Below are 23,643 nucleotides of genomic sequence, written 5' to 3'. Positions count from 1 at the left end.
GCCGATATACTTCTACAACCATTAAGGCATCACTTACATGACGAGCCCATCCCCCCATCCCCTCATCTCAGTGATCATACTGGGCTCCCCAGCGTCCAGCTTTCTCCCGCAGGCCATCGCATCAGTACATGCGCAAGGTATAGAGCATCTTGAAATACTGATTGGCGACGATATCCAGCAGGCAAGGGGCCGATATATCGCCTTTCTGGAGTCAGATGGCGCTTTTGAGGCCGACGCATTACGATCCCGCCTGGACTATTTGCAGCAGAATCCCGAGGCAAAGCTGGTGCATAGCCCGGTCAAACTGATTGACGACAAAGGCAACGATCTTGGCGCCACAATCTCGCGTCCCAAGGAAATGGCATTTGACGCTGCCGTCAACCCGATTCATCTCAGTGGGGTAATGGGAGAAACCGCTTTGTTTCGTGGCCTGTCTTTGCATGAGTCCGAGGTACCAGGCTGGTATCAAGGTTGGCTATTGTTTGCCAAGATACTCAGTACCGGAACCGTATCTCACTACGTCGAACACTGCGGTGCCCAACATAGAGTGATCGAGGCATGCACTCTGGCAACCGAGCACCAGCAGCACGATAGCGCCATACGGGATGTACTTGGCTGGATATATGCGCCATCGCAACTCGCCCTCCTGACACCAGATTACAGAGTGCCTCCGCTCAGGGTAGCCAGACGTTTACGCGAATTTTCCCTGTTCATCTGGAGTCTGATCAGTGATCACACCCAGGTATGCCGTTCCATGATGGAGAGTGCTGGCCTGGTGGCATTTCTGAACACCTGGCTGGTGAAATCCATCAAGGATGAAATCCATCTACAGGTTGCCCGTCACTACCGTATCAACCTGAAAACACAGCCTGGGCAATTGGCACCAGGCCTCAAGCAAAACATCATGCATCAGGCTATCCAGCTTGGGCTGGAAGATAGTGCTCCTTCTGTGTTGCTTGCACTATGTGAATGTTTCGGCATTGCCTATCCACATGACAGCGACACCCAGCAGGTGGATGGCATTCCTGCCCATAGCCCCATGATCGTCAATCCTCCAGCACTTCGCCCTTTTGTGCTGATCACGACCTTCCGCACCGAGGGCGCCGCAGATGAAGTAAGAAACTGCGCAGAGATCCTGCTGGAAAATTGCCGTATTCCGCTCATCTCTCATCTGCATGTGTTGCTTGAAGGACCGGTTGCTGCCCTGGAAAATAGCCTGAATGCTGAAGAAGTCCAGATACTCCGATCACTGCTGGCCAGCGGCAAATTAATTTTCTCTCCGATTTTTGCACGCCCGCACTATCAAACCCTGTTTAATTACGCAAATTCGCTAGGCAAGGTGACAGCTGCCATCGTCAATGCGGACATGCTGCTACCGACACAGGCGGTGCATGACCTGACCACAGGCCGCGCGGCCGATGGCTCTCCCATCTATGCATTGACACGCTGGAACCAAACGTCGACAGGCGAATATCTGCAGAGCCTGCAACCGCACACGCCCTGGTCACCATGGACGCCCAATGGCCGCTGCCATTTCGAGAAAAATTATCTCTCGTATGATTGCTACGTGTTCGACACCCCCGTCTCAGTACCAGCGGAGCTCGCATCGGTACTGATAGGCACCCTGGGCTGCGATACCGCGATTGCAGCACTGCTGCGCACAGAGGGCTATAGCGTCCGGAATCCATGTCTGTCGGTGCGCACCTTGCACAGGGACGAAAAGCTGCGTGACTATTCAGACCAGCGCGGCCAGCAACACCTGAAGAATAATATCAAGGCATGCGCCAGCGGATTGCTGCGCAAGTACGCACAACATGCCGCATATTCAAGCAGTCTGCACAATCTGCAGGCCTTGAACAAAAAAACCGCCTGGCTCGGCGGCCCAGGCAGTACCAAAGTGATGCCCACCATATTCCTCAATCTTGGTGCGAGCCCTTGGGGCCAGCAACATGCACATGCACCTTTTTCCATCCTCACCATTCATATCCAGCATGGTGACCTGGAAAGCGCTGCAACAGAGCTGGCCCGCATACCCGATGCCATCGATCAGGATCTGTTTATCATGTGGGAGCTGTCAGGTTTTGGCCCGGAAGGCGGTCATATTGCCGACCTGCTCATCAAGCACGAGCGGTTCGAGGCCCTGGGTTACCCGTTATTTGGCTATCAGCGACAAGCCATCATCCATCGAGACCTCGCCAGCAAAAGCGCTCAACAGGTGCTGGATGACATGTGCCACATGATAGGGGAGATATTGCGCCGATGACCGCCTCGCTCCGAGTCCCCGTTCAAATGCTGGGCCAATCTGGCTGCCGCTTAGGCTTTGCCGGCTGCACGGTCTATGTTGACCCTTACCTGTCTAACTCGGTCCAGGAACTGGATGCGCCTGACCTGGATCGTTTATTACCCATCCCCATCTTGCCTGAAGAAGTCAGGGATGCTGACTGGGTGCTGATCACGCATGCGCACATCGATCATTGCGACCCGCACACCCTGCCCAAGCTGGCCGCCGCATCGCCGCAGGCACGCTTTGTCGGGCCGGCTCCCGTCATTCAGCTACTGGCAGAATGGGGTATTGCTGATGACCGATTATTGCTTGCAGAGGAAACATGGCAGGCGTTGGGCGCAACAGGACTGCGCCTGCATGCCATCCCGGCAGCGCACCCTGAGCTGGTGCGGGACAAAGCAGGCAACCTGGCCTGTGTAGGTTTTGTGCTGGAGTATGCCGGGCAAAGGCTCTATGTCGCCGGTGATACCATGGTCAAGCAGGAGATCATTGATGCCCTGGCCCGGCTTGCTCCGCTCCACACGGCCTTCCTGCCAGTAAATGAACATAATTTCTTTCGCGGCAGGCGTGGCATCATCGGCAATATGTCCATACGCGAGGCCTTCCAGTTTGGTCAGGAAATCGGCGTACGTCAGGTGGTGGCAGTGCACTGGGACATGTTTTCCATCAATGCGGTGGACCCGGATGAAATCCGCCTGCTGCACCAGAAGCTGAACCCCGGCTTTGACCTGCTGCTGCGCCCGACCAGCATCAACCTGGGCAAGGTACGCGCCAGCATCATCATCCGCACCCTGAACGAAGCCCGCCACCTGGAATCAGTGTTGCAAAGCATTGCCAGCCAGACCCTCAATGACTGGAGCCATGAAGTGATCCTGGTCGATTCGGGCTCTACAGATGATACCTTGCAGATTGCAGAGCGGTACGGCTGCCGCATCCAACATATCACGCGGGAGGAGTTTTCCTTTGGTCGCTCGCTGAACCGCGGATGTGAGGCCGCCATGGGCGATATCCTGGTATTCATCAGCGGACACTGCGTACCCACGGACGCACATTGGCTGCAAACCCTGTGCCAACCCATCCTCGAACAACGTGCAGACTATGCCTACGGAAAACAACTGGGAGGGGAACAGAGCCACTTCAGTGAAAAACGTATTTTTGCCAAATATTTCCCCGCAATCTCAGCATTACCGCAGGCCGGTTTCTTTTGCAACAACGCCAATGCCGCGTTATCCCGCAAGGCCTGGCAACAATATCGTTTTGACGAAGACCTGACCGGGCTGGAAGATATGGACCTGGCGCAAAGGCTGACCCGAGATCACGGCAGGGTAGGATATATTGCGGAAGCGGCGGTATACCACCATCATGATGAAAACTGGCCACAGGTAAGGCGGCGGTTTGAGCGAGAAGCGATCGCCTTGCAAAGAATCATGCCGCAGCTGCATGTAGGCCTGTTGGATACCGTGCGCTATATCCTGAGCAGCTTCTTCAAGGATGTGCGGCAAGCATGGCGTGGCGGTATCAAAATTAGCATCCTGGATGTGTTTTGCTACCGCCTCAACCAGTACTGGGGTGCCTACAAGGGCAACCATGAGCACAGGCGGATGTCGCGTGCCGAAAAAGAAAAATACTTTTACCCTCAATAATTTTTTTGTGAGCCAATAACATGAGCAATTCCAAGCCACGCATCATTGCGTTGCTACCGATGAAAGCCAATAGCGTGCGCGTCAAGGGCAAGAATTTCCGTGAATTCTGCGGAAAGCCGCTATTCCGCTGGATTCTGGACACCTTGCTGTCCGTCGATGACATTGACGAGATCATCATCAACACCGACGCACGCGATATCCTTGCCGAAAATGGCCTGGTAGACGGCGGCAAGATCCGCATCCGTGACCGCAAACCGGACATCTGCGGCGACCTTGTCAGCATGAACCTGGTCCTGGCAGATGATATCGCCGCTGTGCCCGCGGATATCTACCTGATGACGCATACCACCAACCCGTTAATGTCAGCAGAAACCATACGCAAGGCGCTGGCAGCCTACCAGGCAAAGCTGGCAAACGACGAAGCAGATTCACTGTTTACCGTGGACAAGATCCAGACACGCTTCTACCGCGCTGATGGCAGTGCGGTCAACCATGACCCGGATAACCTGATCCGCACCCAGGACCTGGAACCCTGGTTTGAGGAAAACTCCAACCTCTACCTGTTCACCGCAGAGAGCTTTGCCAGGACCCAGGCCCGTATCGGCAAAAAACCGATGATGTATGAAGGGCCTCGCATAGAATCGATTGATATAGACGATCAAGAAGACTGGGAATTTGCCGTGATTGCCACCCACTATTTGCAAAACCAGAAAGCAGGTGTCCAATGAAAATCTTGGTGACCTGCCCGCCCATGCTGGGCATGATAGACGCCTTCCGCCCACGTTTTGCCCAATATGGCGTGGAGCTGACTGCGGCCAAGGTGGTCCAAACCTTGTCGGTGGAAGAACTGAAAGACATCGTGCCTCAGCATGACGGCTGGATCATCGGCGATGACCCAGCCACGCGCGAGGTGTTCCTGACTGGCCAGGCAGGCAAGCTAAAGGCTGCTGTCAAATGGGGCATAGGTGTTGATAACGTCGACTTCGCCGCCTGCAAGGAGCTGGGTATCCCCATCACCAACACCCCCAATATGTTTGGTGGTGAAGTTGCCGACATTGCGGTGGGGTATGTGATTGCCCTGGCACGTGAAACCTTCCAGATTGATGCCGCTGTCAAACAAGGCCAATGGCCCAAACCGCGCGGTATCTCGCTGGCAGGCAAAACCGTGGCGCTGGTCGGCTTTGGCGATATAGGCAGGCATACGGCACGCCGCCTGTTGGCCTCTGACATGCAAGTGATTGCTTACGACCCCAGCGCAGCCGACGTTCCCGAACTGGCCTCAGTACAGCGTGCTACCTGGCCAGATCGCCTGGAAGAAGCAGACTTTATCGTCATCACTTGCGCGTTGAATACCAGCAGCCGCCATATGCTCAATGCAGACACACTGGCACAGGCCAAGCATGGTGTGAGGATTGTCAATGTCGGACGCGGGCCGATTATTGACGAATCTGCGCTGGAAGCCGCCCTGCACTCCGGTAAGGTCTATTCCGCAGCGCTTGATGTGTTCGAAGTGGAGCCATTACCCTCGACATCCTCATTGCGCTCCCATCCCCGCTGTATTTTCGGCTCCCACAATGCATCCAACACAGCAGATGCCGTGGTACGCACCAGTGAAATCGCCATCGACAAGCTCATGGACTTTCTGGGAGTGAAGGCACCATGAGTGCCGCACCGCAGCGCCATGTACTGATCACAGGAGCCGCAGGCGGCATCGGCCGTGCGCTGGTGGAGACTTTCCACAGCGATGGCTACCACGTCATTGCAACCGACATCGGCACACGGCCTGCATGGTTAGCCAGTGATGACACCTGGTTGAGTGCCGACCTGATACGCGTGGTAAGAGAGCCGGACTACGCCGCCAACTTTCTCGCGGAAGTACGCACCGCATTGCCACAATCCGCATTGCACAGTCTGGTGAACAATGCCGCCATCCAGATCCTGGCCGATACCGCCGAGCTGAGTGATGCAGATTGGCAAACCACGCTGGATGTCAACCTGAGCGCCCCTTTCATGCTCATCAAGCACCTGTTGCCAGAACTGGAAGCGGCACGGGGGGCGGTAGTCAATATCAGCAGCATTCATGCCGCCCAAACCAAGCAGCGCTTTGTAGCCTATGCCACCAGCAAGGCCGCCTTGAGTGGCATGACGCGAGCCCTGGCGGTGGACCTGGGTGATCGTGTCCGGGTCAATGCGATTGAACCTGCAGCCATTGATACCGAGATGTTGAAGGCTGGCTTCAGCGACAATCCAGAAGGTCTGGTCGCATTACAGCAATACCACCCGGTAGGCCATATCGGGCAACAGGAAGAAGTAGCCAGGCTGGCCTTGATGTTATGCAGCGACGCTTTGCCCTTTGCCAATGGCAGCTGCATTGCATTGGATGGAGGTATTCGAGGAAAACTACATGACCCAGATTGAAGACACATCCATGCACGCCTCCCTTCCATTCGCTCGCCACATCCTCAGCCATCATATCAATCTTGAAGGCATTCCTCTGGAAGTGCTGGCTGATAAATATGACGCAACCTGGTATCAGCAGCGAAAGACTTTTGAGGAAAAGGTATCACTGCTTTATCGCTTTATCCGGGATGAACGGTTTGTGCAGTTCGTCGATGTGGGCGCTAACGTTGGCCTGATTTCGATCCTGGCGCATCGTGCAGCGCCACAGCTGCATTGCATTGCCCTGGAAGCCGATCCACGCCTGGCTGAACTCATGCGCCGTAATTTCAGTCACCTTGGACTGGACAATATCCAGATCATCAATGCCATCGTCGGCATGGAACAGCAAGCAAGCACGGCCTTCAGCCTGGATAACCGCGTCAATATCGATGGCTGGGAAAAAACCTTTCTGCCCATGGTGACACTGGATCAGGTACTCAACGAACACGGGATCACCGGGAAAACATTTTTCAAAATCGATACCCAGGGATTTGAATATCACGTGTTGCGTGGGTGTGAATCCTGGTTGCGTCAGCATCACGACTGGATCATCAAAATGGAGTTTGCCCCAAACTGGCTGCAATCCCAGGGTACCGATCCCCTGGCATTATTGGCCTGGTTACAGGACGAATGTGATTTTGAGATTGCAGAGTTTACTGAGCGCATCCCATTTGGCACTCCCGGCATCGATGCATTGTTCTCTTACCCCGTGACACAGGATGAGCGTGAAGCGTTCCTCGCACATGTCATCTCACTGAACAAGGATGGGCTTGGCTGGGTGGATCTGTTGGTTCGCCCGCGTCCAGAGCGCTAAATCAACCTCCATGGACCAAGACCTATGCTGAATAACCACACACCCACATTGCCCACACAATGTATAGATCTGGCGCAACACTGCATGACAAGCACAGATGTGCTTGAGGCGGTGGATACCATACTGTTCAGTGATGCACTAGATGAAAAAAAGAGATTCCTGTTTTATCTCGCGCTCTCCGATGAGTTCAAGCACATCAATAACCGCATGGCAGCCATCGGTTTCCTGCAGATGGCAAGAGAGCACCTCGCAGCCGTCAACACGGATCATTACCCTTTGCTGATCCAGCGCCTGGTCACATTGGGAGAGACTGATGAAGCCCTGGACCTAGTGTGTCGCCACTATATTGAAAAGCTGCCGGGCTTACACCTGGAAGAGGGCAACAAACGCTCCTTGCTTGAGCGATATGTAGAGCAAAATGCACACAGAAAGCGCAACATCCAGCATGGTCATGATGTATTGCTGAATCACCTGCATGACAACCTGCACAAGATCGGCAAACGATCCGATGGAAGAAAGCGGGTATTGATTGAAATTGGCACGGTACGGGAAAATGTTCCGGGCCAGGGCTCCACAAAAATACTTGCCGAATTTTGCCGATCACATGACCTGCATTTCATCACGGTAGACATGGACCCGCATAACACGCGCATGGCCAATGATATGTTTACCCGCCTGGGGATGCCATTTGAAGCCATCACGATGAAGGGTGAGGATTATCTTCGCGATTATCCAGCAGAATTCGATTTCCTGTTCCTTGATGCCTATGACTTTGACCACGGTATGCATTCCGAACTCAGGCAAAGCCGTTATATCAAGATGCTGGGCGCTCCCATCAGCGATGCTGCTTGTCATCAAATGCACCTGGAGTGCGCTCATGCTGTGGATGAAAAATTAGCCCCCGATGGCTTGGTCTGCTTTGATGATACCTGGCTGGAAAATGACCAATGGGTAGCAAAGGGCACCACCGCCATGCCCTGGCTACTGGAGCATGGGCTGCAAGTCATCGAGGCGCGCAATCGGGCTGCATTGCTCAAGCGCAGTGAATAGAAACAGGCGATACCAACAGAGCGAGAGTTGAATTTCATATGAGCATCACCAACATCATCTGCCTGCCAGATTTGTTCAACAACAGGCTGTCACGACAGCACGGCATGCTGGACCTGATTCGCGAACCCATCCGGCAGGGTTGTCATATTGATATTGCCTATCCACCCACCATCAGGAAGAAGCTATCGGGCTTGCTGCCAGGGTTTGATCTTGAACAGTTTATTACGCTCGCAGGATCGCAACGCACACCATGGAATATCCCCCAGGCCGCCGTCGATTATCTGTTTGCGCACATCCCTGCGGACACCCTGGTGCTATCAATCGATATGCCACCATGGCTGGCACAAGCATGCAAAGCACGCGCTTACGATTTCATTGATGTCAGGACATCCCCACTACGCTTTGCGCGCGATCTTTACATCGCCATACGATCCTCAAGTGCGGACATATTCCAGAGGATCAACATCCATGCCGTCAAGCATGAAGAAATCCGCCTTGAGGCAGCCGCATTGGCTGCCAATGTACGCATGCATAAGGCACAACTGGAAGAAGAGGGTAGCTTCCATTTCGACAATCTTGATGACAGCCTGATCTATATCGCCCAGACACCTTACGACAGCGCCTTGCAGAAGCCTGATAGCAAGCTGCTCCATTGTGATGAATTCGCTGAGCAACTCCATACACTGAGCCAGGGAAGGCGTCTGCTTTACAAGACCACTTCCCCAACTGCCAGCTTTGCACAAGAGGAGCGTGCAGCATTGACGCTCATTACCGGGCAGGCCGCCACCCTGTGCCAGCAGGGCAGCTATCAAATCCTTTCCTCCAATGAAGACCTGATACTTGCCGGCATCAACGCTGAAATCCTGCAAGAAGCAGAATGGTTTGATAAAACCGCTTACCTGTTTTACCAGCCGTTGATCCCGCTCGCAGGGGCATTGTTTTCTGAGCAGGCCTATCAGCAAATACATTTCCGTGATTTCCTCTCGCCCTTATTCTGGCAGCAGACCCTGACACCCGAGCGGCAAGCTCCCGTTGTCGCCCATATCCCCGTGATGGCCCACCACCATGCAAGGGAAACGCTGGATCAATGGGGAGACTATTCCGCTGTCATGACTTGGGGCAGGACATTACCCCACGAGTCATTCCTGCGCTCAGGGGGTCTCAGCCTGATCCGCCGTATTGAAGCACTGGAAGCATCAGAGGCGACAAGACATACGCAGGAAACTGGTTCAGGGATGCGTCGCACCAACAAACTGGTGGTACTGGGAAATGGACCTTCGCTCAAGCACGTTGATCTTCACTCATTATCTGGCGTTGATACGATAGGCATGAATGCGGCCTATCGCCATTGGGACCGTATCAACTGGTATCCGGATCACTATGTCTGCCTGGACGACCAGTTGATCGAGACACACGCCAGCGCCATCCACCAGATGATTGTGTCCGGCAAAGTCAGGAGCGCTTTTTTACTCAGCAAGATATTGAATTACTATCCCGACCTGCGGGACAGACAGAATGTTTTCTTCCTTGAATCATTCCGTGGACTACCCAAGAAAGCCTCTTTGCGTGGCCTCAAACTCCAGTCTTCCATCCCCATCAAGGGCTTGGATCCAGTCAATGGCATCGTCACAACAGGCGCCTTTGCAGTGCGTTACGGTGCACATCTGGGCTATTCGGAAATCGCCATTCTGGGGGTGGATTTACGCTATGTCGAAATCATCCCCGAAGCCCAATCTGCAGGTGGGGTGAAGCTGGTCATCGCCGAAACCCCCAAGCACAATCCCAATTATTTCTTTGATGATTATCAGCAGGCAGGCGATAAATACAATATCCCTAATCCAGGGCAGGAGCTGCATGTCAGCGCATTCCGAGACATTGCCAGGGACAGCCAGGCTCAATCCTGGCCTTCGGTCGTGATCAACTCAAATCCGCAGTCCGTATTGTTTGATGAAGCGATTTTCCCTTTCGTGCCGCTTGAGGTGTTTATTAGTCCTTCTTGAGCAATATCATCGTACCCAAAGCAGGAAGCAATGGAAGCTTACCTGCTGTGGGTAATGCAGGGGAACTGGTTACCGATCAGTAATTTTCAGGGATAAAGGCCTGGAGTTTATTCACGAAATCGTATGGCCGGAGATATTGCAGGCCACATTGGTGATCAATCATCATTTGCGTGTTGAGAAACACCAAATCCACCTGCCAGAGATAATTGTCGTAGTAACAGATATCCACGATATCGAATAAGGTGAATCCAGCAGCCTCCAGGGCTTTCGCACGCTCCATCAAGCTCCTGATGGAGGCCTCTACAATCACGACACTGCATTGCTTCAAGGTCTCTTGCGCCCCTTTCAGGATCGGCATTTCATGCCCATCGACATCAATTTTCAGCAGGTAGGGGGCAGGGTGCACTTGATGATCAAGCAACACGGTATCCAGCTTGAACATGGGCACCGTTATACTCTGGCGTCCAGGCTCTGGCTCTTCTACGATAGCGGTATGGGTAACTGCATATTCTGGATTGACTGATCGTAGCTCAAGCGTGGCAGTGCCGTCCTGATCGGAAACGGCAATATTGATGATGTCATGGGAAATCTCCCGATAATGATGGGATATTTTTTCATTCCAGCCTGGATATGGCTCAAAAAGCAGGTGATGCTTGTCTGGAAAGGCCGCAATCAGCTCTGTCGTTCTTGTCAACACGCCCACGTCAAGAATGGTCCCTATCGGCATGCCAATGTTCTTAATCTTTTCCAAGGTATGTGTCTTGCTCGGGTGGCGCATAAAATGATGACTCCATGTTTGTGCCCTGTTGAGCATTTATTATTAGGGGTGCGCACGTATTATATATACTCAGCCGCCGTGTATATTATCTTAGCAGCACTTGGCTGCTACATATGAAGGTGGGATATCAACAGTTAGATAGCATAAGCACAATTCAGATATTAACCGGGTGTTATCCCGACTGTTCAGACAATAAAGCACATCTTGCACAGCGTATAATTTTCGAAGCAAATCTTAATATTGAATCGCAAAAAGGTGGTAAGGAATGGCAAGTGAATTTCCGCTGGTCAGCATCGTCATGCCAGCTTACAAGCTACAGTATTTGAAGCAATCGTTGCACAGTGCACTTGCCCAGACTTATCCGACATTAGAACTGGTCATCTACGATGACAGTGCAGATGAACATATCGCTGAACTGGTAAAACAGGAACAGGCGGGCTCTCCATTCCCCATTCGTTATTTCAAGACTGAATATCGTTTTGGAGAGCGTGCCAACACCGCGATGGGCATATATCACGCCAGAGGAAAATACATCAAGTTCCTGCACGACGACGATGTGCTGGATCCTGCATGCGTAGCCGAACTGGCTGCAGTGATAGAAAACGAGCCAGATATTGCCCTGGCTTCCTCTCGACGCCTGCGGATTGATGATGATGGCGAGTCATTGCCCGACATTCTGCCGACCTGCTTCCCTTTTTCTGGAGATGTGCTGCTGGATGGCAAGGAGCTGGTGTCGTTTCTCGGTGACCACACCATCAACTTTATTGGCGAGCCCAGCTGCATCATGGCGCGGCGTGAGGACCTGCGGGAGATTGCAGATCAACTGATGTCGCTCAATGGCAAGGAAATTTCCTGGGTCGGTGACTTAGCGTTATATGCCAAATTATTGCAAAAAGGCAACCTGGCTTTCCTCGCCAAGCCATTGACCAAGTTCCGGGTATCGCAAGCACAGTTCAGCCAGGTCGGACGAGATCAGCCCGGGATAGGCCGGCAGGGACATGATGATTTTCGCCAGACTATCCGCGACCTTGGCTGGTATCGCTCATCTGGCGATAACCGCCTGGTGAATGTAGCACCGATCACCCGCCTCAAGGCGCGCGTGTTCAAACCAGTGAACTTGCTGGCGGCCCTGCACCGGGCAGCAGGCCTGGGCAGTGTGCCATTGTCATCATGGCTGGAAGCACGTGTGCCCAGCGCTGCGCAACATCCCCTGATTGCACAGCGCCTGTCATCCCTCAATAGCGGGCCACGCATCGCCATTTTATTGATTGACCAAACAGGGAACCCAGCGGCGATTGAACGTACACTGAACAGCCTTGCTGATACCAATCGCTATCAGAATCTGGAAGTGTCGGTATTGACACCATCATCCTTGCCCACGACTCAACAGCAGGCGAGGGTGCTAACTTTCAGCGAGGGTCATCTTCTCCATGTCATCAACCAAGAGGTGGCAAGACTGGAAACAGACTGGCTACTGCTGGTGGAAGCTGGCAGCGAATTCATGCCCAGCGGCCTATTGATCACCGCCCTGGAGCTCGCCACCTTACCTGACACTTGCCATGCGGCCTATGCCGATGAACTGGTGCGGCTGGAGGATGATGAACTGGGGCTGATATTGCGGCCAGACTTCAACCTCGACCTCCTGCTCAGCTTTCCGGCAAGCGTGTCTCCGCATTGGCTGTTGCGCAGGACAACCTGGCTGGAGCATGGCGGATTCAATACCGAATTTTCACAGGCTTTTGAGCTGGAATATCAGCTGCGCCTGATCGAGCAACATGGTACAAGCGCTATCGGCCACATCAGCGAACCACTACTGACAGGCAACTCTTTCCTGCTGGAAGAGCACACAGAAGAACAGATGGTGATTGAACGCCATCTAAGGGCACGCGGTTATGAGCAGCCGCAAATCACCAGCCGCCTGCCCAGATGCTACGACATCCATTACGGTCACCCGCAACAACCTGCGGTGAGCATCATGATCGTCGTCAAGGATAGGCTCTCTCAGGTACAGCGTTGCCTGGACACCTTGCTGGCAAACACCACCTACCCGCACTATGAAGTCCTGTTGCTGGACCATGGCAATCACGCAGCCGACGTTTGCACCTGGCTGGCTGGTATTGAAGCCATGGAGGTAGCACAGCTGCGTGTATTGCGCTTTACTGGTGAGCTCTCTCATACCACATTGTGTAACCAGGCCGCTCAACAGGCCCAAGGGGATTTCCTGCTATGGCTGGGTGCCGGTGCTGGCATCCTGAGCCAGGACTGGCTGCAGCAACTGCTCAACCATGGCCAGCGCCCTGAAGTAGGCATCGTCGGTAGCAAGCTGCTGTCTGCTGATGGCAAAATCCGCCATGCAGGGCTGCTGCTAGGCTTGAATGGCCCAACTGGACGCGCGTTTGAAGGGTTCTCCCACGAGGATGGCGGCTATATGCAACGCCTGCAGGTGGACCAGAATTATTCCGCCCTCAGCGGTGAATGCCTGATGCTGCGTCGGGATTTGTTTCTGGAAGCAGGCGGTTTTGATGAAGAGCCCTTGCTCTCACGCTGGCCTGATGTGGACCTGTGCCTGAAACTGCAACAGGCTGGCTTTCTCAATGTCTGGACACCACGTGTGCAGCTACTCATGGATATGCCGACTGCCACCAGCGCCAGCGCAGAGGAAGAAGATGCCATGTATGCCCGCTGGCTGCCCGTGTTGTCCCGTGATCCGGCCTACAACCCAGGATTTTCGCTACATAACGAACAAGGCTTCAAGCTGGCCGAATCTTATTTGTCCTGGCGGCCATTGCAATCCTGGCGTCCTTTACCAAGCCTGCTGGCGCACCATTCAGACGCGGCAGGCTGTGGTCATTATCGGGTTATTCAACCATTGACTGCTTTGCGTGATGCGGGTGTGGTGGACGGTGCGCTGTCCATGCAGTTTCTATCCCCAGCTGAACTGGAACGCTTTGCACCCGATGTGATTGTGCTACAACAGCCTACCTCAGAGGATCGCCTGGAATCCACGCGCAGGATCCACGCCTTTTCCCAGGCCTTCAAGGTCTATGAACTGGATGACTACCTGCCCAATCTGCCTATGAGGAGCATACATCGCCAGCGCATGCCCAAGGACATCGTCAAAACCATGCGCCGTGGATTGAGCCTGGTGGACCGCTTTGTCGTCTCCACCCCGGCGCTGGCAGAAGCTCTTGCTGGCATGCATCCGGATATCCGCGTGATCAAGAACCTCCTGCCTGTGGCCTGGTGGAAGGACTTGCAGGGCAAGCGCCGCACCAGCGCCAAACCACGGGTTGGTTGGGCCGGGGGAGACAGCCATACCGGTGACCTGGAACTGATTATCGATGTCGTCAAGGAACTGGCTGATGAGGTTGAATGGGTATTTTTTGGCATGTGCCCAATCCAATTGCAGCCCTATGTACATGAGTACCATACAGGTCTCCCCATCAGTCAATATCCGGCAGCCCTGGCCAGGCTGAACCTGGACCTGGCGCTGGCACCGGTTGAGCAGCACCTGTTCAACGAGTGCAAGAGCAACTTGCGTCTGCTGGAATATGGTGCCTGCGGCTTCCCTGTCATTTGCAGCGATGTACGCTGTTACCAGGAAGATAATCTGCCTGTTACGCGCGTTAAAAACCGCTTCCGCGACTGGGTGGATGCCATCCGCATGCACATCAATGACCTCGATGCCACAGCCAGGGCCGGTGACGAATTGCAACGCGTTATCCATGCCAAATGGATGCTGGCGGGAGCAAATCTGGAAACATGGCGCAGGGCATGGATGCCAGATAACCATTGATCGGATGTGTTATGAGGTTATGTCAGCGAACACTGACATGCAGTTCAGTGAGCTACCGACTGTCCGACCACGACTCTCCCTTTATGATGTGCTTCATGGTGAATCGCATGACGATCAATCACCAGATTTTCACTCACTGCTAAGGAGCACACAATGAATTGGGATCAAGTTGAAGGTAACTGGAAGCAACTCAAAGGTAAGGTTCGCCAGCAATGGGGCAAGCTGACAGATGATCAGTTTGAACAGATCAAGGGTAACCGCGAAATGCTGTCAGGCAAGTTGCAGGAGCTCTATGGCATTTCGAAGGAAGAAGCTGAAAAGCAGATCGAATCCTTCAATAACAGCTGTACCAAACACTAGTCAAATAGTGTGATTTGATTCTCCTCTAGTCATACTCCCATTAACCGGCCCATGTGGCCGGTTTTTTTATGGCAGGTGGTGCAGCTTTTGCTTACCATGAGAAGTCAGTATCTTTGATTGATTCAATCTATGTCTCCCCCCAGCTTTAGTTATGTCAATTGCAGTTTTTCCGGTATCAATTTCATCCTGCGTATAGAAACCCGGCTGCTTTCACCTGCCATACTTGCAGGCAGCAGAATCGTCCAGACCACACCTGCACCGGCGTTTTGCCAAGGTATTCCTGCTGAATACTTCTCTGCAATAGAAGGCAACAAACTGTATAAGCTGGCGTATCACCTGCAAAACCTGTCTTCCCTGTCACCCACAAAAAACCTATGGAGCCACGGTTCGGCTCAATCCAATGCCATGCTGGCATTGAGTGCACTTGCACAACTGATGGGCGCGGAATTCCATTACGTACTGCCTTATCTGTCGGATGAGCTCAAAGCCAGGCCTAAAGGCAATCTGGCATTGGCGCTGGAGCGCGGTATGCACATGCATGTGGATAGCGAGCTTTATCGCCGCATGACACGCAAGACATTTGTACCTGCTGAAGACGACCTGGTGTTTGGCGAAGGCGCTCACCATGCCTCAGTGGCGCATGGCTTCCAGCTGCTTGCGGCGGAAATTGATCATGTCGCAACAGGCTTGGGAATCAGTAGCGTATTTCTTCCTTCTGGGACTGGCGTCAGCGCTTTTCATCTGGCAGTAGCGATGCAAGGCATGGATGTGTTCACTACCCCGGTATATGGGGATGCCGCCTATCTGCAAGCAGAATTTAGCTCACTAGCGCAGCATGCCCACCCCCCACATCCAATACCCCAAATTCTTACCGGCAGCCGCCATTATCATTTCGGGGCGCTCCATCGTGAGTTGTGGCAACTGCAGGCAGAGCTGGAGGTGGAAACAGGCATTGAGTTTGACCTGCTGTATGACGTGGTCGCTTGGGCTAACCTGCTGGAAAACCGCGAGACAATCGGGCAGGGCTGGCTGTACCTGCATCAAGGCGGCATGCAGGGCAGCGTCACCATGCGCGAACGCTATCACAGGATGTTTGGGCCAGCACTCACTCAAGGAGCACCAGCCTGAAATGGCTAGTAGATAGCTGAATCAGAATAAATGAGTATAATGGCGGCCTGCGCGGGCGTAGTTCAATGGTAGAACGGCAGCTTCCCAAGCTGCATACGCGGGTTCGATTCCCGTCGCCCGCTCCAGTCAATCACCATGTCACCTCGCCTCCAACACGCCTACTCCCTACAAGTTGAGTCACATATGTGCTGCTGGATTACACTCCTGCGTGTCCCGATGTCATCGGTAGGCGAGTATGTCGCGGCATGCTATTGTGATGCACCCAAAGAGTGCACAAGTACATGAACTATCTATTACCTCTCATCGCTTTACTGCTGGGCATCAGCATCACCAGCTTGGCACAGGCAGGGGAAACCAACAGCGAGCATCCACTCACCATCAGTGGATATGCAGAAGCCTATTATCTGCGTGACTTCAACAAGCCCGCCAACAACAAACGTCCCGAGTTCATATACAGCCACAATCGTGCGGATGAACCCAGTATCAATCTGGCGCTCATCCATGCCAATATCAGCACAGAGAGATTCAGGGCCAATCTTGGCATTGCCACGGGCACCTATATGCGCGCCAACTATGCTGCAGAGCCTGGCCTGCTGAATAATCTCTATGAGGCAAACCTCGGCTTCAAGTTATCGGACACTGATGAGCTCTGGCTGGATGTCGGTGTCATGCCTTCGCATATTGGCTTTGAAAGTGCCATCGGCAAAGATAACTGGACTGTCACGCGCAGCCTGGTCGCAGAGAACTCGCCTTATTTTGAGACTGGGGCAAAACTTTCCTACACCTCTGCAGATGGAAAATGGATGATCAGCGGCCTGCTGCTGAATGGATGGCAACGCATCCAGAGAGCGGACGGCAATACAACGCCTGCGATTGGTCACCAATTGACCTATAAGCCAAATGACAGGGTAACTGTTAACAGCAGCTCATTGATTGGCAATGACAAATCAGACCAACAGCGGCAGATGCGTTACTTTCATAACCTGTACGGGCAATTCCAGCTCGACCGTCAATGGAGCGTCATTGCAGGCCTCGATATAGGGGCAGAACAAGTAGAAAAAGGCAGCAGCCGTTACCACACATGGTTTGCGCCTGTGATAATCGCGCGCTATAGCGCCACCGATAAACTCAGCCTGGCCGCCAGGGCTGAGTATTATCAGGACAAGCACGGAGTGATTGTGAGCACGGGTACGCCAGATGGCTTTCAGGTATTTGGATATTCCTTCAATGTGGATTACCGGATTTCACCGCATCTGCTGTGGCGCAATGAGGTAAGAAAGTTTAATAGCCCGGATGCCATCTTCATGAAAGGCAATGACACATTCACGTCCGGCAACCTCATGGCCGTCACCGCCCTGGCGATCAGTTTTTAATGGGCAATTGCCCTGGCAGCCACTGTCACATTCAAAGTGGAAAATCCTCGTTCTCCACCCACTAAGTATTTTGCCAATTATTGAGTCCCATGACTGATTCCCCGCTCCAGCGCCGTCGCGCCTTATTCTTGTTTTTCCTGGTGACAGGACTTGCCGTCGCCTCCTGGGTCACACGTACTCCCGCGATCCGCGATCAGCTGGAAGTCACTTTGTCAGAGATGGGTCTGATACTGTTGAGCATTTCCATTGGGGCCATGACGGGTATTCTCAGCTCAGGCAAACTGGTGGAGAGGCTGGGTACCAAAGCTGTAATCACGGCTGGCATGCTCATGATGCTATCGGGACTCTTGCTGCTGGGTGCAGGCCTGAGCTGTAAGCTGGTTCCAGGGGTTGCAGCTGGCTTGATGCTGTTTGGGCTTGGCATCGGCGTAGGCGAGATCGCACTGAATGTGGAAGGTGCAGAAGTGGAGCGCATCATGCGCAAGCCTGCACTGTCCAATCTGCATGCCGGGTTCAGCCTGGGCACCTTCATTGGCGGGCTTATCGGCATCGGCCTGAGCAGCATTGCCTTTCCTGTCAGCTGGCATGTAACTCTCACCGCACTGGCCACTTTGCCTCCTACACTATGGGCGCTCAGGGCTATTCCACCTGGACTAGGGCAACACTCTGCCTGCACTCAAGCAGCGGATACCCGCAAACCATCAATATGGCAGGATAAACAACTGTTGTGCATAGGCCTGATCGTGCTCGGCATGGCACTGGCGGAGGGATCGGCTACTGACTGGATTCCCCTGCTCATGGTAGATGATCACGGTTTTGATGCCGCGACTGGTTCCATGATTTATACCGGGTTTGCCGGCATGATGGCACTGGGGCGTTTCTCCGGTGATTTCTTTCTGGCCCGATTCAGTCGCGCGTCAGTAGTCCGCACCAGCGCACTGCTGGGTGTGATCGGAATCGGCTTGGTGATTTTTGCCGATCATCCCTATCTGGCGGCCACTGCGGTGCTGTTTTGGGGACTGGGAACCTCACTTGGATTTCCTCTGGCTATCTCGGCCGCCGGTGATACCGGCAATAACCCGGTAGCGCGGGTAGGCCTAGTGGCAACCGCTGGTTATGTAGCATTTCTGGTCGGCCCGCCCTTGCTGGGCTTTCTCGGGGAACATTTCACCCTGCGCTATGCTTTGTTGGTAGTACTGTTTTTTGTCGGGCTGGCATTTATCCTGGCACCTGCCGTTACTCCCGGCAAACACAGCCACCATGCCTAAACGATCTAGATATCACCAAACACGTTGTTCTGTTTTCTACTGACAAGCACGGGCATAGCAGAAAATACAACCTGATTTGAGCAGTAAGGTCCATGCAGGGATAACAGCCATGCTTATCTCAGGTGTGATTAGCGCAGACCGTGGAATTAGTACGGACTGATATCAATTTTTCAGCTAACTATATCAAGGCATTAATGCTGAAATAGGTGTAAATAGCTGGCTTGTTGTTATTCAAAACCCAGTCTCTGGTTTATGATGCTAATGAGACTGAATCTCTGCAAGACCGATGTATATAAGTGTAGGGGACTACACCTATTTATAATAGGCAATACAACTCCCCCCCAGGACTAGTAATTTAAGGTGTTTATGAAGAATCTCAACCTCGTCGATACCGCCAAGGTATTGATATTGGATGATCAAGCCGTCAGCCGTTCAATCCTGTCGAAAATCGTCAGGAACCTCGGGCGCGGCATCAAAACTTTCGAGTTTTCCTCGCCCACCGAAGCCTTGCTCTGGGCGCAGGAGAACACAGCAGACCTGCTATTGGTAGATTATGAAATGCCCGGCATGAATGGGCTATGTTTCATTAATGAAATCACGCGTTTGCCGGATTATCAATCCGTCCCCACCATCATGATCACGATCAAGCAGGATGTGGAAATTCGCTATGCCGCATTGGATGCTGGCGTCACCGATTTTCTCACCAAGCCGGTAGACATGCATGAATGCATGGCACGCTGCAAAAACCTCATCACCTTGCGTCAACAAAGACTCAGCCTGGAAGATAAAAGCCGCCTGCTGGAAAGTATGGTGCGCGAAGCCACTGAGAATATTCTCATGCGCGAGAAAGAAACCCTGATGCATCTTGCACGTGCCGGGGAATATAGAGATTACGATACTGCCCAGCATTTATTGCGCATGTCACTTTACAGCCGCGTATTGGCTGAAGCACTGGACTTTCCTGATGATGAGATCGAGCTGATTGAACTGGCTTCGCCACTTCACGATATTGGCAAGATCGGCATCCCGGACAGTGTGCTGTTGAAGCAGGGCCCGTTCACCCCGGAAGAAAAGAAAATCATGCAGCAGCACCCGCTGATTGGCTATGAAATTCTGCAGGGTAGCCCATCCAAATATTTGCAAAAGGGCAGCGAAATTGCACTGGCCCATCATGAAAAATACGATGGCACTGGCTATCCATACGGCATCTCGGGACATGAAATTCCATTGTCTGCGCGTATTGTGGCAGTAGCTGATGTGTTTGATGCCCTTACCAGCCGCCGTCCCTACAAGGAAGCCTGGAGCGTGGAAAGTGCCATAGATTATCTGTATGCAGAAAGTGGCAAACATTTTGATCCTGAGCTGATCAAGCTGATCCCCGATGTGCGCGTACTATTTGAGGAGATCCATAACCGTCACGCCTCATAAGCATGCACACTGCGCCATCATGGGGCTTGAATATCACGTGATCTGAGCGCAACCTATATCAACATCAATGACGATTGTGAGCGGCAATGCCATTGTGGTGCTTTCCAACCTTTTAAAAATTTGACCAGCATGATGTCATTCATACAACCTTTCAAGCGGATCAGGCAATACTGGCTGACTCTACGTGGGCAATGCGACCCGCTGGAGCTTGAGCAGGCCGTAATCCGCATTTGGCTATGCTTGGCATTTATCTCTTTCCTGGTCTACCGGGAAATAACCGGGCTTAATAACGCCAATAATACCTTCCCGCTCGCCATCACGATGACCGTGGTATTCCAGCTGTTATCATTTGTATTATTCGGCCTGATTCTGTTCACCAGAAAGCACCCTAAACTGCGCAGGTTATCCGGTGCGTGGCTGGATATCGGCCTGCCCACCATGTTCATGGCCACGACCGGTGAAATGGGCGTCATCCTGGTAGGGGTATATCTCTGGGTCACGTTTGGCAACGGTTTCCGCTTTGGCAAGAAGTACCTGATTCACTCGCAGATACTGAGCGTGGTCGGCTTTCTCTACACCATCAACGTCAATCCGTTCTGGCTACAGCACAAAACCATCAGTTACAGCCTGCTGCTCATGCTGGTAGCGTTGCCGCTGTATGTAGCGACCCTGATCACCCGCATTGAAGAAGCCAGGCAAAAAGCCGAGGTGGCCAACCACGCAAAAACACGCTTTGTGGCCAATATGAGCCATGAAATCCGCACCCCGCTCAACGGCATCATCGGCATCAGCACCCTGTTGCGCAACACGCGGCTCAACAGTGACCAGGATGAATTACTGCGTACGCTGGAAAGCTCCTCAAAACTGCTGCTGGCCCAACTCAACAATGTGCTGGATTTTTCCAAAATTGAGCAGGAAAAGCTGCAGGTAGAACAGATCGAACTCTCGCTGCGTGAGCTGGTGGAGCAAACCGTTGAAGTATTCAAAGGCCAGGCGCTCAACAAGCGGATTACTCTCGGGACAATCATTGATGTGAATGAAGCGCGCGTCAAAAGCGACCCTTACGTGTTGCAGCAAATCCTCGCCAACCTGGTAGGCAACGCCGTGAAATTTACCGAGCGCGGCTCGGTCACGCTGGCGTTACATACGCTGCAAAGCACAGAACACCACAGCACCTATCGCTTTGAGGTTATCGATACCGGTTTGGGCATCTCTCTCGAACAGCGCGAACGCATCTTTGAAAGCTTTACCCAGGCAGACATTTCTACCACCCGCAAATATGGCGGCAGCGGTCTGGGACTGACCATTGCGAAACGCCTGGTGGAAGCGCTTGGTGGTCACCTCGACTTGAACAGCACGCCCAATGTCGGCAGTCGTTTCTGGTTCGACCTCACACTGGAAACGATGGGGGCAGCACCTATCCTCCCATTCCAGCCTGCTGAAAACAGGCTGGAAACAACCGATAAATCACTCAAAATCCTGGTGTGCGAAGACGATGCCACCAACCAGACCATTATCGTCAGGTTGTTGCAATTGCCCGGCCATCAGGTGTCAGTGGCCAACAATGCAGACGAGTTGCTCGACAAGCTTGAGCTGGAACAGTTTGACCTGGTGATCTCCGATCTCAATATGGCGGAAATGAACGGCATTGATGCCTTGAAGCTTTATCGGTTCCTGCGTCCAGACGATCTTGACACCAAGTTCATCCTCTTCACCGCCGATGCCACTGTGGAAACAAAGACAGCTGCGGAAGTAGCAGGTTTTGACGCTTACCTGACCAAACCGATTGAAACCAAGCTGTTGTTTGACACCATTGCCAATCTCAATGGCAGCATGCCGGTGTCCAGCCAGGTTGCCCAGCTATATGCCAGGCAAGATGCGCGTCCTCAACAGGAAACGTTAAACAATGATGTGCTATCCGGCGCAACGCTGTCGGAGCTGGAAATGTTGGGGGGGAAGGACAGTATGTTTGTCCCGCGCCTGCTCAACAAATATATCAGCGACTGTGGCGCGCTGATTAAGCTTATCAAGCAAAACCTGGCGGCCAAGCGTTACGGTGAGCTGCATGAGTTTTGTCATGCACTGAAGGGTAACAGTCTAAGCATAGGCGCACTAACCGTCAGCAAACAAGCTGACCTCATGGACAAAGCCAGTCCCGAGGAGCTGCGTTTCCGCGGCACCATTCTCCTGGATCAATTGGAAAGCGAATTCGAGGCAGCCAAGCAGGCCATCAACGACTACCTCAGTAGCCGACAGGCTGCCTCCAGCTAGGCATTCAACCTACTGCTCTTACGCTTAGGCTCAGATCTTCCTGCGAGCCCACCTTGCTGTTCTGGGCGCGCACCAGGCGGTCCATCACCTTGAGGTTACGATCCGTCAGGCGCATGGCAGCATCAACCCAAATCTCCGTAATATCAAGGAGCTCCTGCTTGGTAAGCGGATTGACCCGCTGCTTGGCTTTCTGGATGGCCTGGAAGGAATTCAACGACTTATGCGTCTTGCGCACCCAATCCTGCAAAGCCTTTTCACCCTGACCAGCTTCGGCCAGCACATCCACCACTCCCATCTCATACAGCTCTTCTGCCGTGTAAATCTTGCCTGAACGTATGAGCTTCTCTGCAGCATTCAAGCCTATACGACGTGCAAGAAAGCTCATCGCCCCCATACCGGGGAACAAGTTGAATAGCACTTCTGGCAAGCCCATGAGTGCCCCTTTCTCTGCCACCAGCACATGCGCAGACAGGGCAGATTCAAACCCGCCACCCATGGCCTGCCCCTTGACCAGCGCAATAGTGGTGATAGGGGCCTGCATGTTATAGAAGGTCCAGACATTGTCTATGCACAAACGCGCATACTCCAGCAGCTTGCTTCTTTCCTGTTTCAGTATGGCTTCCTTGAATATTGCCAGGTCACCACCGAGGTTGAATACACCTTCGATATCGGAGGCCAGCACCAGGTAATTGGTCGGCTGCTGAGGGCGATGCTGTGGATTGGCATGAGAGGCTTCAATCTGTGTTTGATTCAGCAACAACTCGCTCATGCAAATGCGATTGAAGCATGGTCGTGGACTAGGACGCATAAACAACCAGGTAATACCGAACTCAGGCTCATATTCGGCGCGGACTTGCTCAAACTGGACGGTGCTTAACGGATTAAAATCAACGATGGCATTCATAAGTAACTCCCCATAACATAAGGTTAAAAAAGCACTACATGAATAGACGTAGCACAATTGTATTGCAAGGTAAATGAATGATTGATCATTGATATTTATTAACAAAC

The 23,643-nt window shown here is 52.9% G+C and carries 17 protein-coding genes and 1 tRNA gene; 16 read left to right on the top strand and 2 right to left on the bottom strand.

Annotation, left to right across the window (positions count from 1 at the left end):
- Positions 1-37: 37 nt before the first annotated feature.
- The 8 genes from LG201_RS11380 (at position 38) to LG201_RS11345 (ending at position 10,230) form a co-directional block, all read left to right on the top strand.
- Complete coding sequence (locus tag LG201_RS11380; RefSeq protein ID WP_226772324.1) at positions 38-2,263, top strand: glycosyltransferase family protein; 2,226 nt, start codon at positions 38-40, stop codon at positions 2,261-2,263.
- Positions 2,260-3,927: an MBL fold metallo-hydrolase gene (locus LG201_RS11375; RefSeq protein WP_226772323.1), complete on the top strand. Its 1,668-nt coding sequence runs from the start codon at positions 2,260-2,262 to the stop codon at positions 3,925-3,927. Before LG201_RS11380 ends, LG201_RS11375 begins: the two co-directional genes overlap by 4 nt.
- 20 nt (positions 3,928-3,947) lie before the next feature.
- Positions 3,948-4,655, top strand: coding sequence for an acylneuraminate cytidylyltransferase family protein (locus LG201_RS11370; protein WP_226772322.1), 708 nt, complete (start codon positions 3,948-3,950; stop codon positions 4,653-4,655).
- Positions 4,652-5,590, top strand: a complete 939-nt coding sequence (locus LG201_RS11365; protein WP_226772321.1) for a phosphoglycerate dehydrogenase — start codon at positions 4,652-4,654, stop codon at positions 5,588-5,590. Before LG201_RS11370 ends, LG201_RS11365 begins: the two co-directional genes overlap by 4 nt.
- A complete protein-coding gene (locus tag LG201_RS11360) occupies positions 5,587-6,345 on the top strand; it encodes an SDR family NAD(P)-dependent oxidoreductase (RefSeq protein WP_226772320.1) in 759 nt (252 codons plus the stop codon). Before LG201_RS11365 ends, LG201_RS11360 begins: the two co-directional genes overlap by 4 nt.
- Positions 6,332-7,180 (top strand): FkbM family methyltransferase, encoded by an 849-nt coding sequence (locus tag LG201_RS11355; protein WP_226772319.1) that lies wholly within the window; start codon positions 6,332-6,334, stop codon positions 7,178-7,180. Before LG201_RS11360 ends, LG201_RS11355 begins: the two co-directional genes overlap by 14 nt.
- A gap of 84 nt (positions 7,181-7,264) precedes the next feature.
- Positions 7,265-8,230 (top strand): O-methyltransferase, encoded by a 966-nt coding sequence (locus tag LG201_RS11350; RefSeq protein ID WP_226772318.1) that lies wholly within the window; start codon positions 7,265-7,267, stop codon positions 8,228-8,230.
- A 38-nt stretch (positions 8,231-8,268) separates the two neighbouring features.
- Positions 8,269-10,230, top strand: a complete 1,962-nt coding sequence (locus LG201_RS11345; protein ID WP_226772317.1) for a hypothetical protein — start codon at positions 8,269-8,271, stop codon at positions 10,228-10,230.
- Positions 10,231-10,306: 76 nt separating this feature from the next.
- On the opposite strand, the gene LG201_RS11340 is transcribed toward LG201_RS11345, so the two are convergent.
- Entirely contained in the window at positions 10,307-11,008 is a 702-nt protein-coding gene (locus LG201_RS11340) for an FkbM family methyltransferase (RefSeq protein ID WP_226772316.1), read from the bottom strand.
- 265 nt (positions 11,009-11,273) lie between these two features.
- On the opposite strand from LG201_RS11340, the gene LG201_RS11335 reads away from it, so the two are divergent.
- The 8 genes from LG201_RS11335 (at position 11,274) to LG201_RS11300 (ending at position 22,632) form a co-directional block, all read left to right on the top strand.
- A complete protein-coding gene (locus LG201_RS11335; protein ID WP_226772315.1) occupies positions 11,274-14,804 on the top strand; it encodes a glycosyltransferase in 3,531 nt (1,176 codons plus the stop codon).
- A 153-nt stretch (positions 14,805-14,957) separates the two neighbouring features.
- Entirely contained in the window at positions 14,958-15,164 is a 207-nt protein-coding gene (locus LG201_RS11330; protein ID WP_226772314.1) for a CsbD family protein, read from the top strand.
- Between the two features lie 129 nt (positions 15,165-15,293).
- Complete coding sequence (locus LG201_RS11325) at positions 15,294-16,292, top strand: hypothetical protein (RefSeq protein WP_226772313.1); 999 nt, start codon at positions 15,294-15,296, stop codon at positions 16,290-16,292.
- 51 nt (positions 16,293-16,343) lie between these two features.
- Positions 16,344-16,417: transfer RNA gene (locus tag LG201_RS11320), tRNA-Gly, on the top strand.
- A gap of 156 nt (positions 16,418-16,573) precedes the next feature.
- Entirely contained in the window at positions 16,574-17,665 is a 1,092-nt protein-coding gene (locus LG201_RS11315) for a porin (protein WP_226772312.1), read from the top strand.
- Between the two features lie 89 nt (positions 17,666-17,754).
- On the top strand, positions 17,755-18,933 hold the full coding sequence (locus LG201_RS11310) for an MFS transporter (protein ID WP_226772311.1): 1,179 nt from the start codon (positions 17,755-17,757) through the stop codon (positions 18,931-18,933).
- A gap of 366 nt (positions 18,934-19,299) precedes the next feature.
- Entirely contained in the window at positions 19,300-20,361 is a 1,062-nt protein-coding gene (locus LG201_RS11305; RefSeq protein WP_226772310.1) for a response regulator, read from the top strand.
- 129 nt (positions 20,362-20,490) lie between these two features.
- A complete protein-coding gene (locus tag LG201_RS11300; RefSeq protein WP_226772309.1) occupies positions 20,491-22,632 on the top strand; it encodes an ATP-binding protein in 2,142 nt (713 codons plus the stop codon).
- A gap of 4 nt (positions 22,633-22,636) precedes the next feature.
- Here the strand turns inward: LG201_RS11300 and LG201_RS11295 are convergent, their stop codons facing one another.
- Positions 22,637-23,536, bottom strand: a complete 900-nt coding sequence (locus tag LG201_RS11295) for a crotonase/enoyl-CoA hydratase family protein (protein ID WP_226772308.1) — start codon at positions 23,534-23,536, stop codon at positions 22,637-22,639.
- Between the last annotated feature and the right edge of the window lie 107 nt (positions 23,537-23,643).

The sequence above is a fragment of the Methylobacillus gramineus genome (assembly GCF_020532675.1).
Classification (GTDB): Bacteria; Pseudomonadota; Gammaproteobacteria; order Burkholderiales; family Methylophilaceae; genus Methylobacillus; species Methylobacillus gramineus.
Note: the sequence above shows the minus strand (reverse complement) of the source record. Positions and strands in the feature narration are given on the sequence as shown.

Coding starts and splice junctions, on each gene's coding strand:
- LG201_RS11380 (WP_226772324.1), top strand. CDS start 38: ATGACGAGCCCATCCCCCCATCCCCTCATCTCAGTGATCATACTGGGC.
- LG201_RS11375 (WP_226772323.1), top strand. CDS start 2,260: ATGACCGCCTCGCTCCGAGTCCCCGTTCAAATGCTGGGCCAATCTGGC.
- LG201_RS11370 (WP_226772322.1), top strand. CDS start 3,948: ATGAGCAATTCCAAGCCACGCATCATTGCGTTGCTACCGATGAAAGCC.
- LG201_RS11365 (WP_226772321.1), top strand. CDS start 4,652: ATGAAAATCTTGGTGACCTGCCCGCCCATGCTGGGCATGATAGACGCC.
- LG201_RS11360 (WP_226772320.1), top strand. CDS start 5,587: ATGAGTGCCGCACCGCAGCGCCATGTACTGATCACAGGAGCCGCAGGC.
- LG201_RS11355 (WP_226772319.1), top strand. CDS start 6,332: ATGACCCAGATTGAAGACACATCCATGCACGCCTCCCTTCCATTCGCT.
- LG201_RS11350 (WP_226772318.1), top strand. CDS start 7,265: ATGACAAGCACAGATGTGCTTGAGGCGGTGGATACCATACTGTTCAGT.
- LG201_RS11345 (WP_226772317.1), top strand. CDS start 8,269: ATGAGCATCACCAACATCATCTGCCTGCCAGATTTGTTCAACAACAGG.
- LG201_RS11340 (WP_226772316.1), bottom strand. CDS start 11,008: ATGCGCCACCCGAGCAAGACACATACCTTGGAAAAGATTAAGAACATT.
- LG201_RS11335 (WP_226772315.1), top strand. CDS start 11,274: ATGGCAAGTGAATTTCCGCTGGTCAGCATCGTCATGCCAGCTTACAAG.
- LG201_RS11330 (WP_226772314.1), top strand. CDS start 14,958: ATGAATTGGGATCAAGTTGAAGGTAACTGGAAGCAACTCAAAGGTAAG.
- LG201_RS11325 (WP_226772313.1), top strand. CDS start 15,294: ATGTCTCCCCCCAGCTTTAGTTATGTCAATTGCAGTTTTTCCGGTATC.
- LG201_RS11315 (WP_226772312.1), top strand. CDS start 16,574: ATGAACTATCTATTACCTCTCATCGCTTTACTGCTGGGCATCAGCATC.
- LG201_RS11310 (WP_226772311.1), top strand. CDS start 17,755: ATGACTGATTCCCCGCTCCAGCGCCGTCGCGCCTTATTCTTGTTTTTC.
- LG201_RS11305 (WP_226772310.1), top strand. CDS start 19,300: ATGAAGAATCTCAACCTCGTCGATACCGCCAAGGTATTGATATTGGAT.
- LG201_RS11300 (WP_226772309.1), top strand. CDS start 20,491: ATGATGTCATTCATACAACCTTTCAAGCGGATCAGGCAATACTGGCTG.
- LG201_RS11295 (WP_226772308.1), bottom strand. CDS start 23,536: ATGAATGCCATCGTTGATTTTAATCCGTTAAGCACCGTCCAGTTTGAG.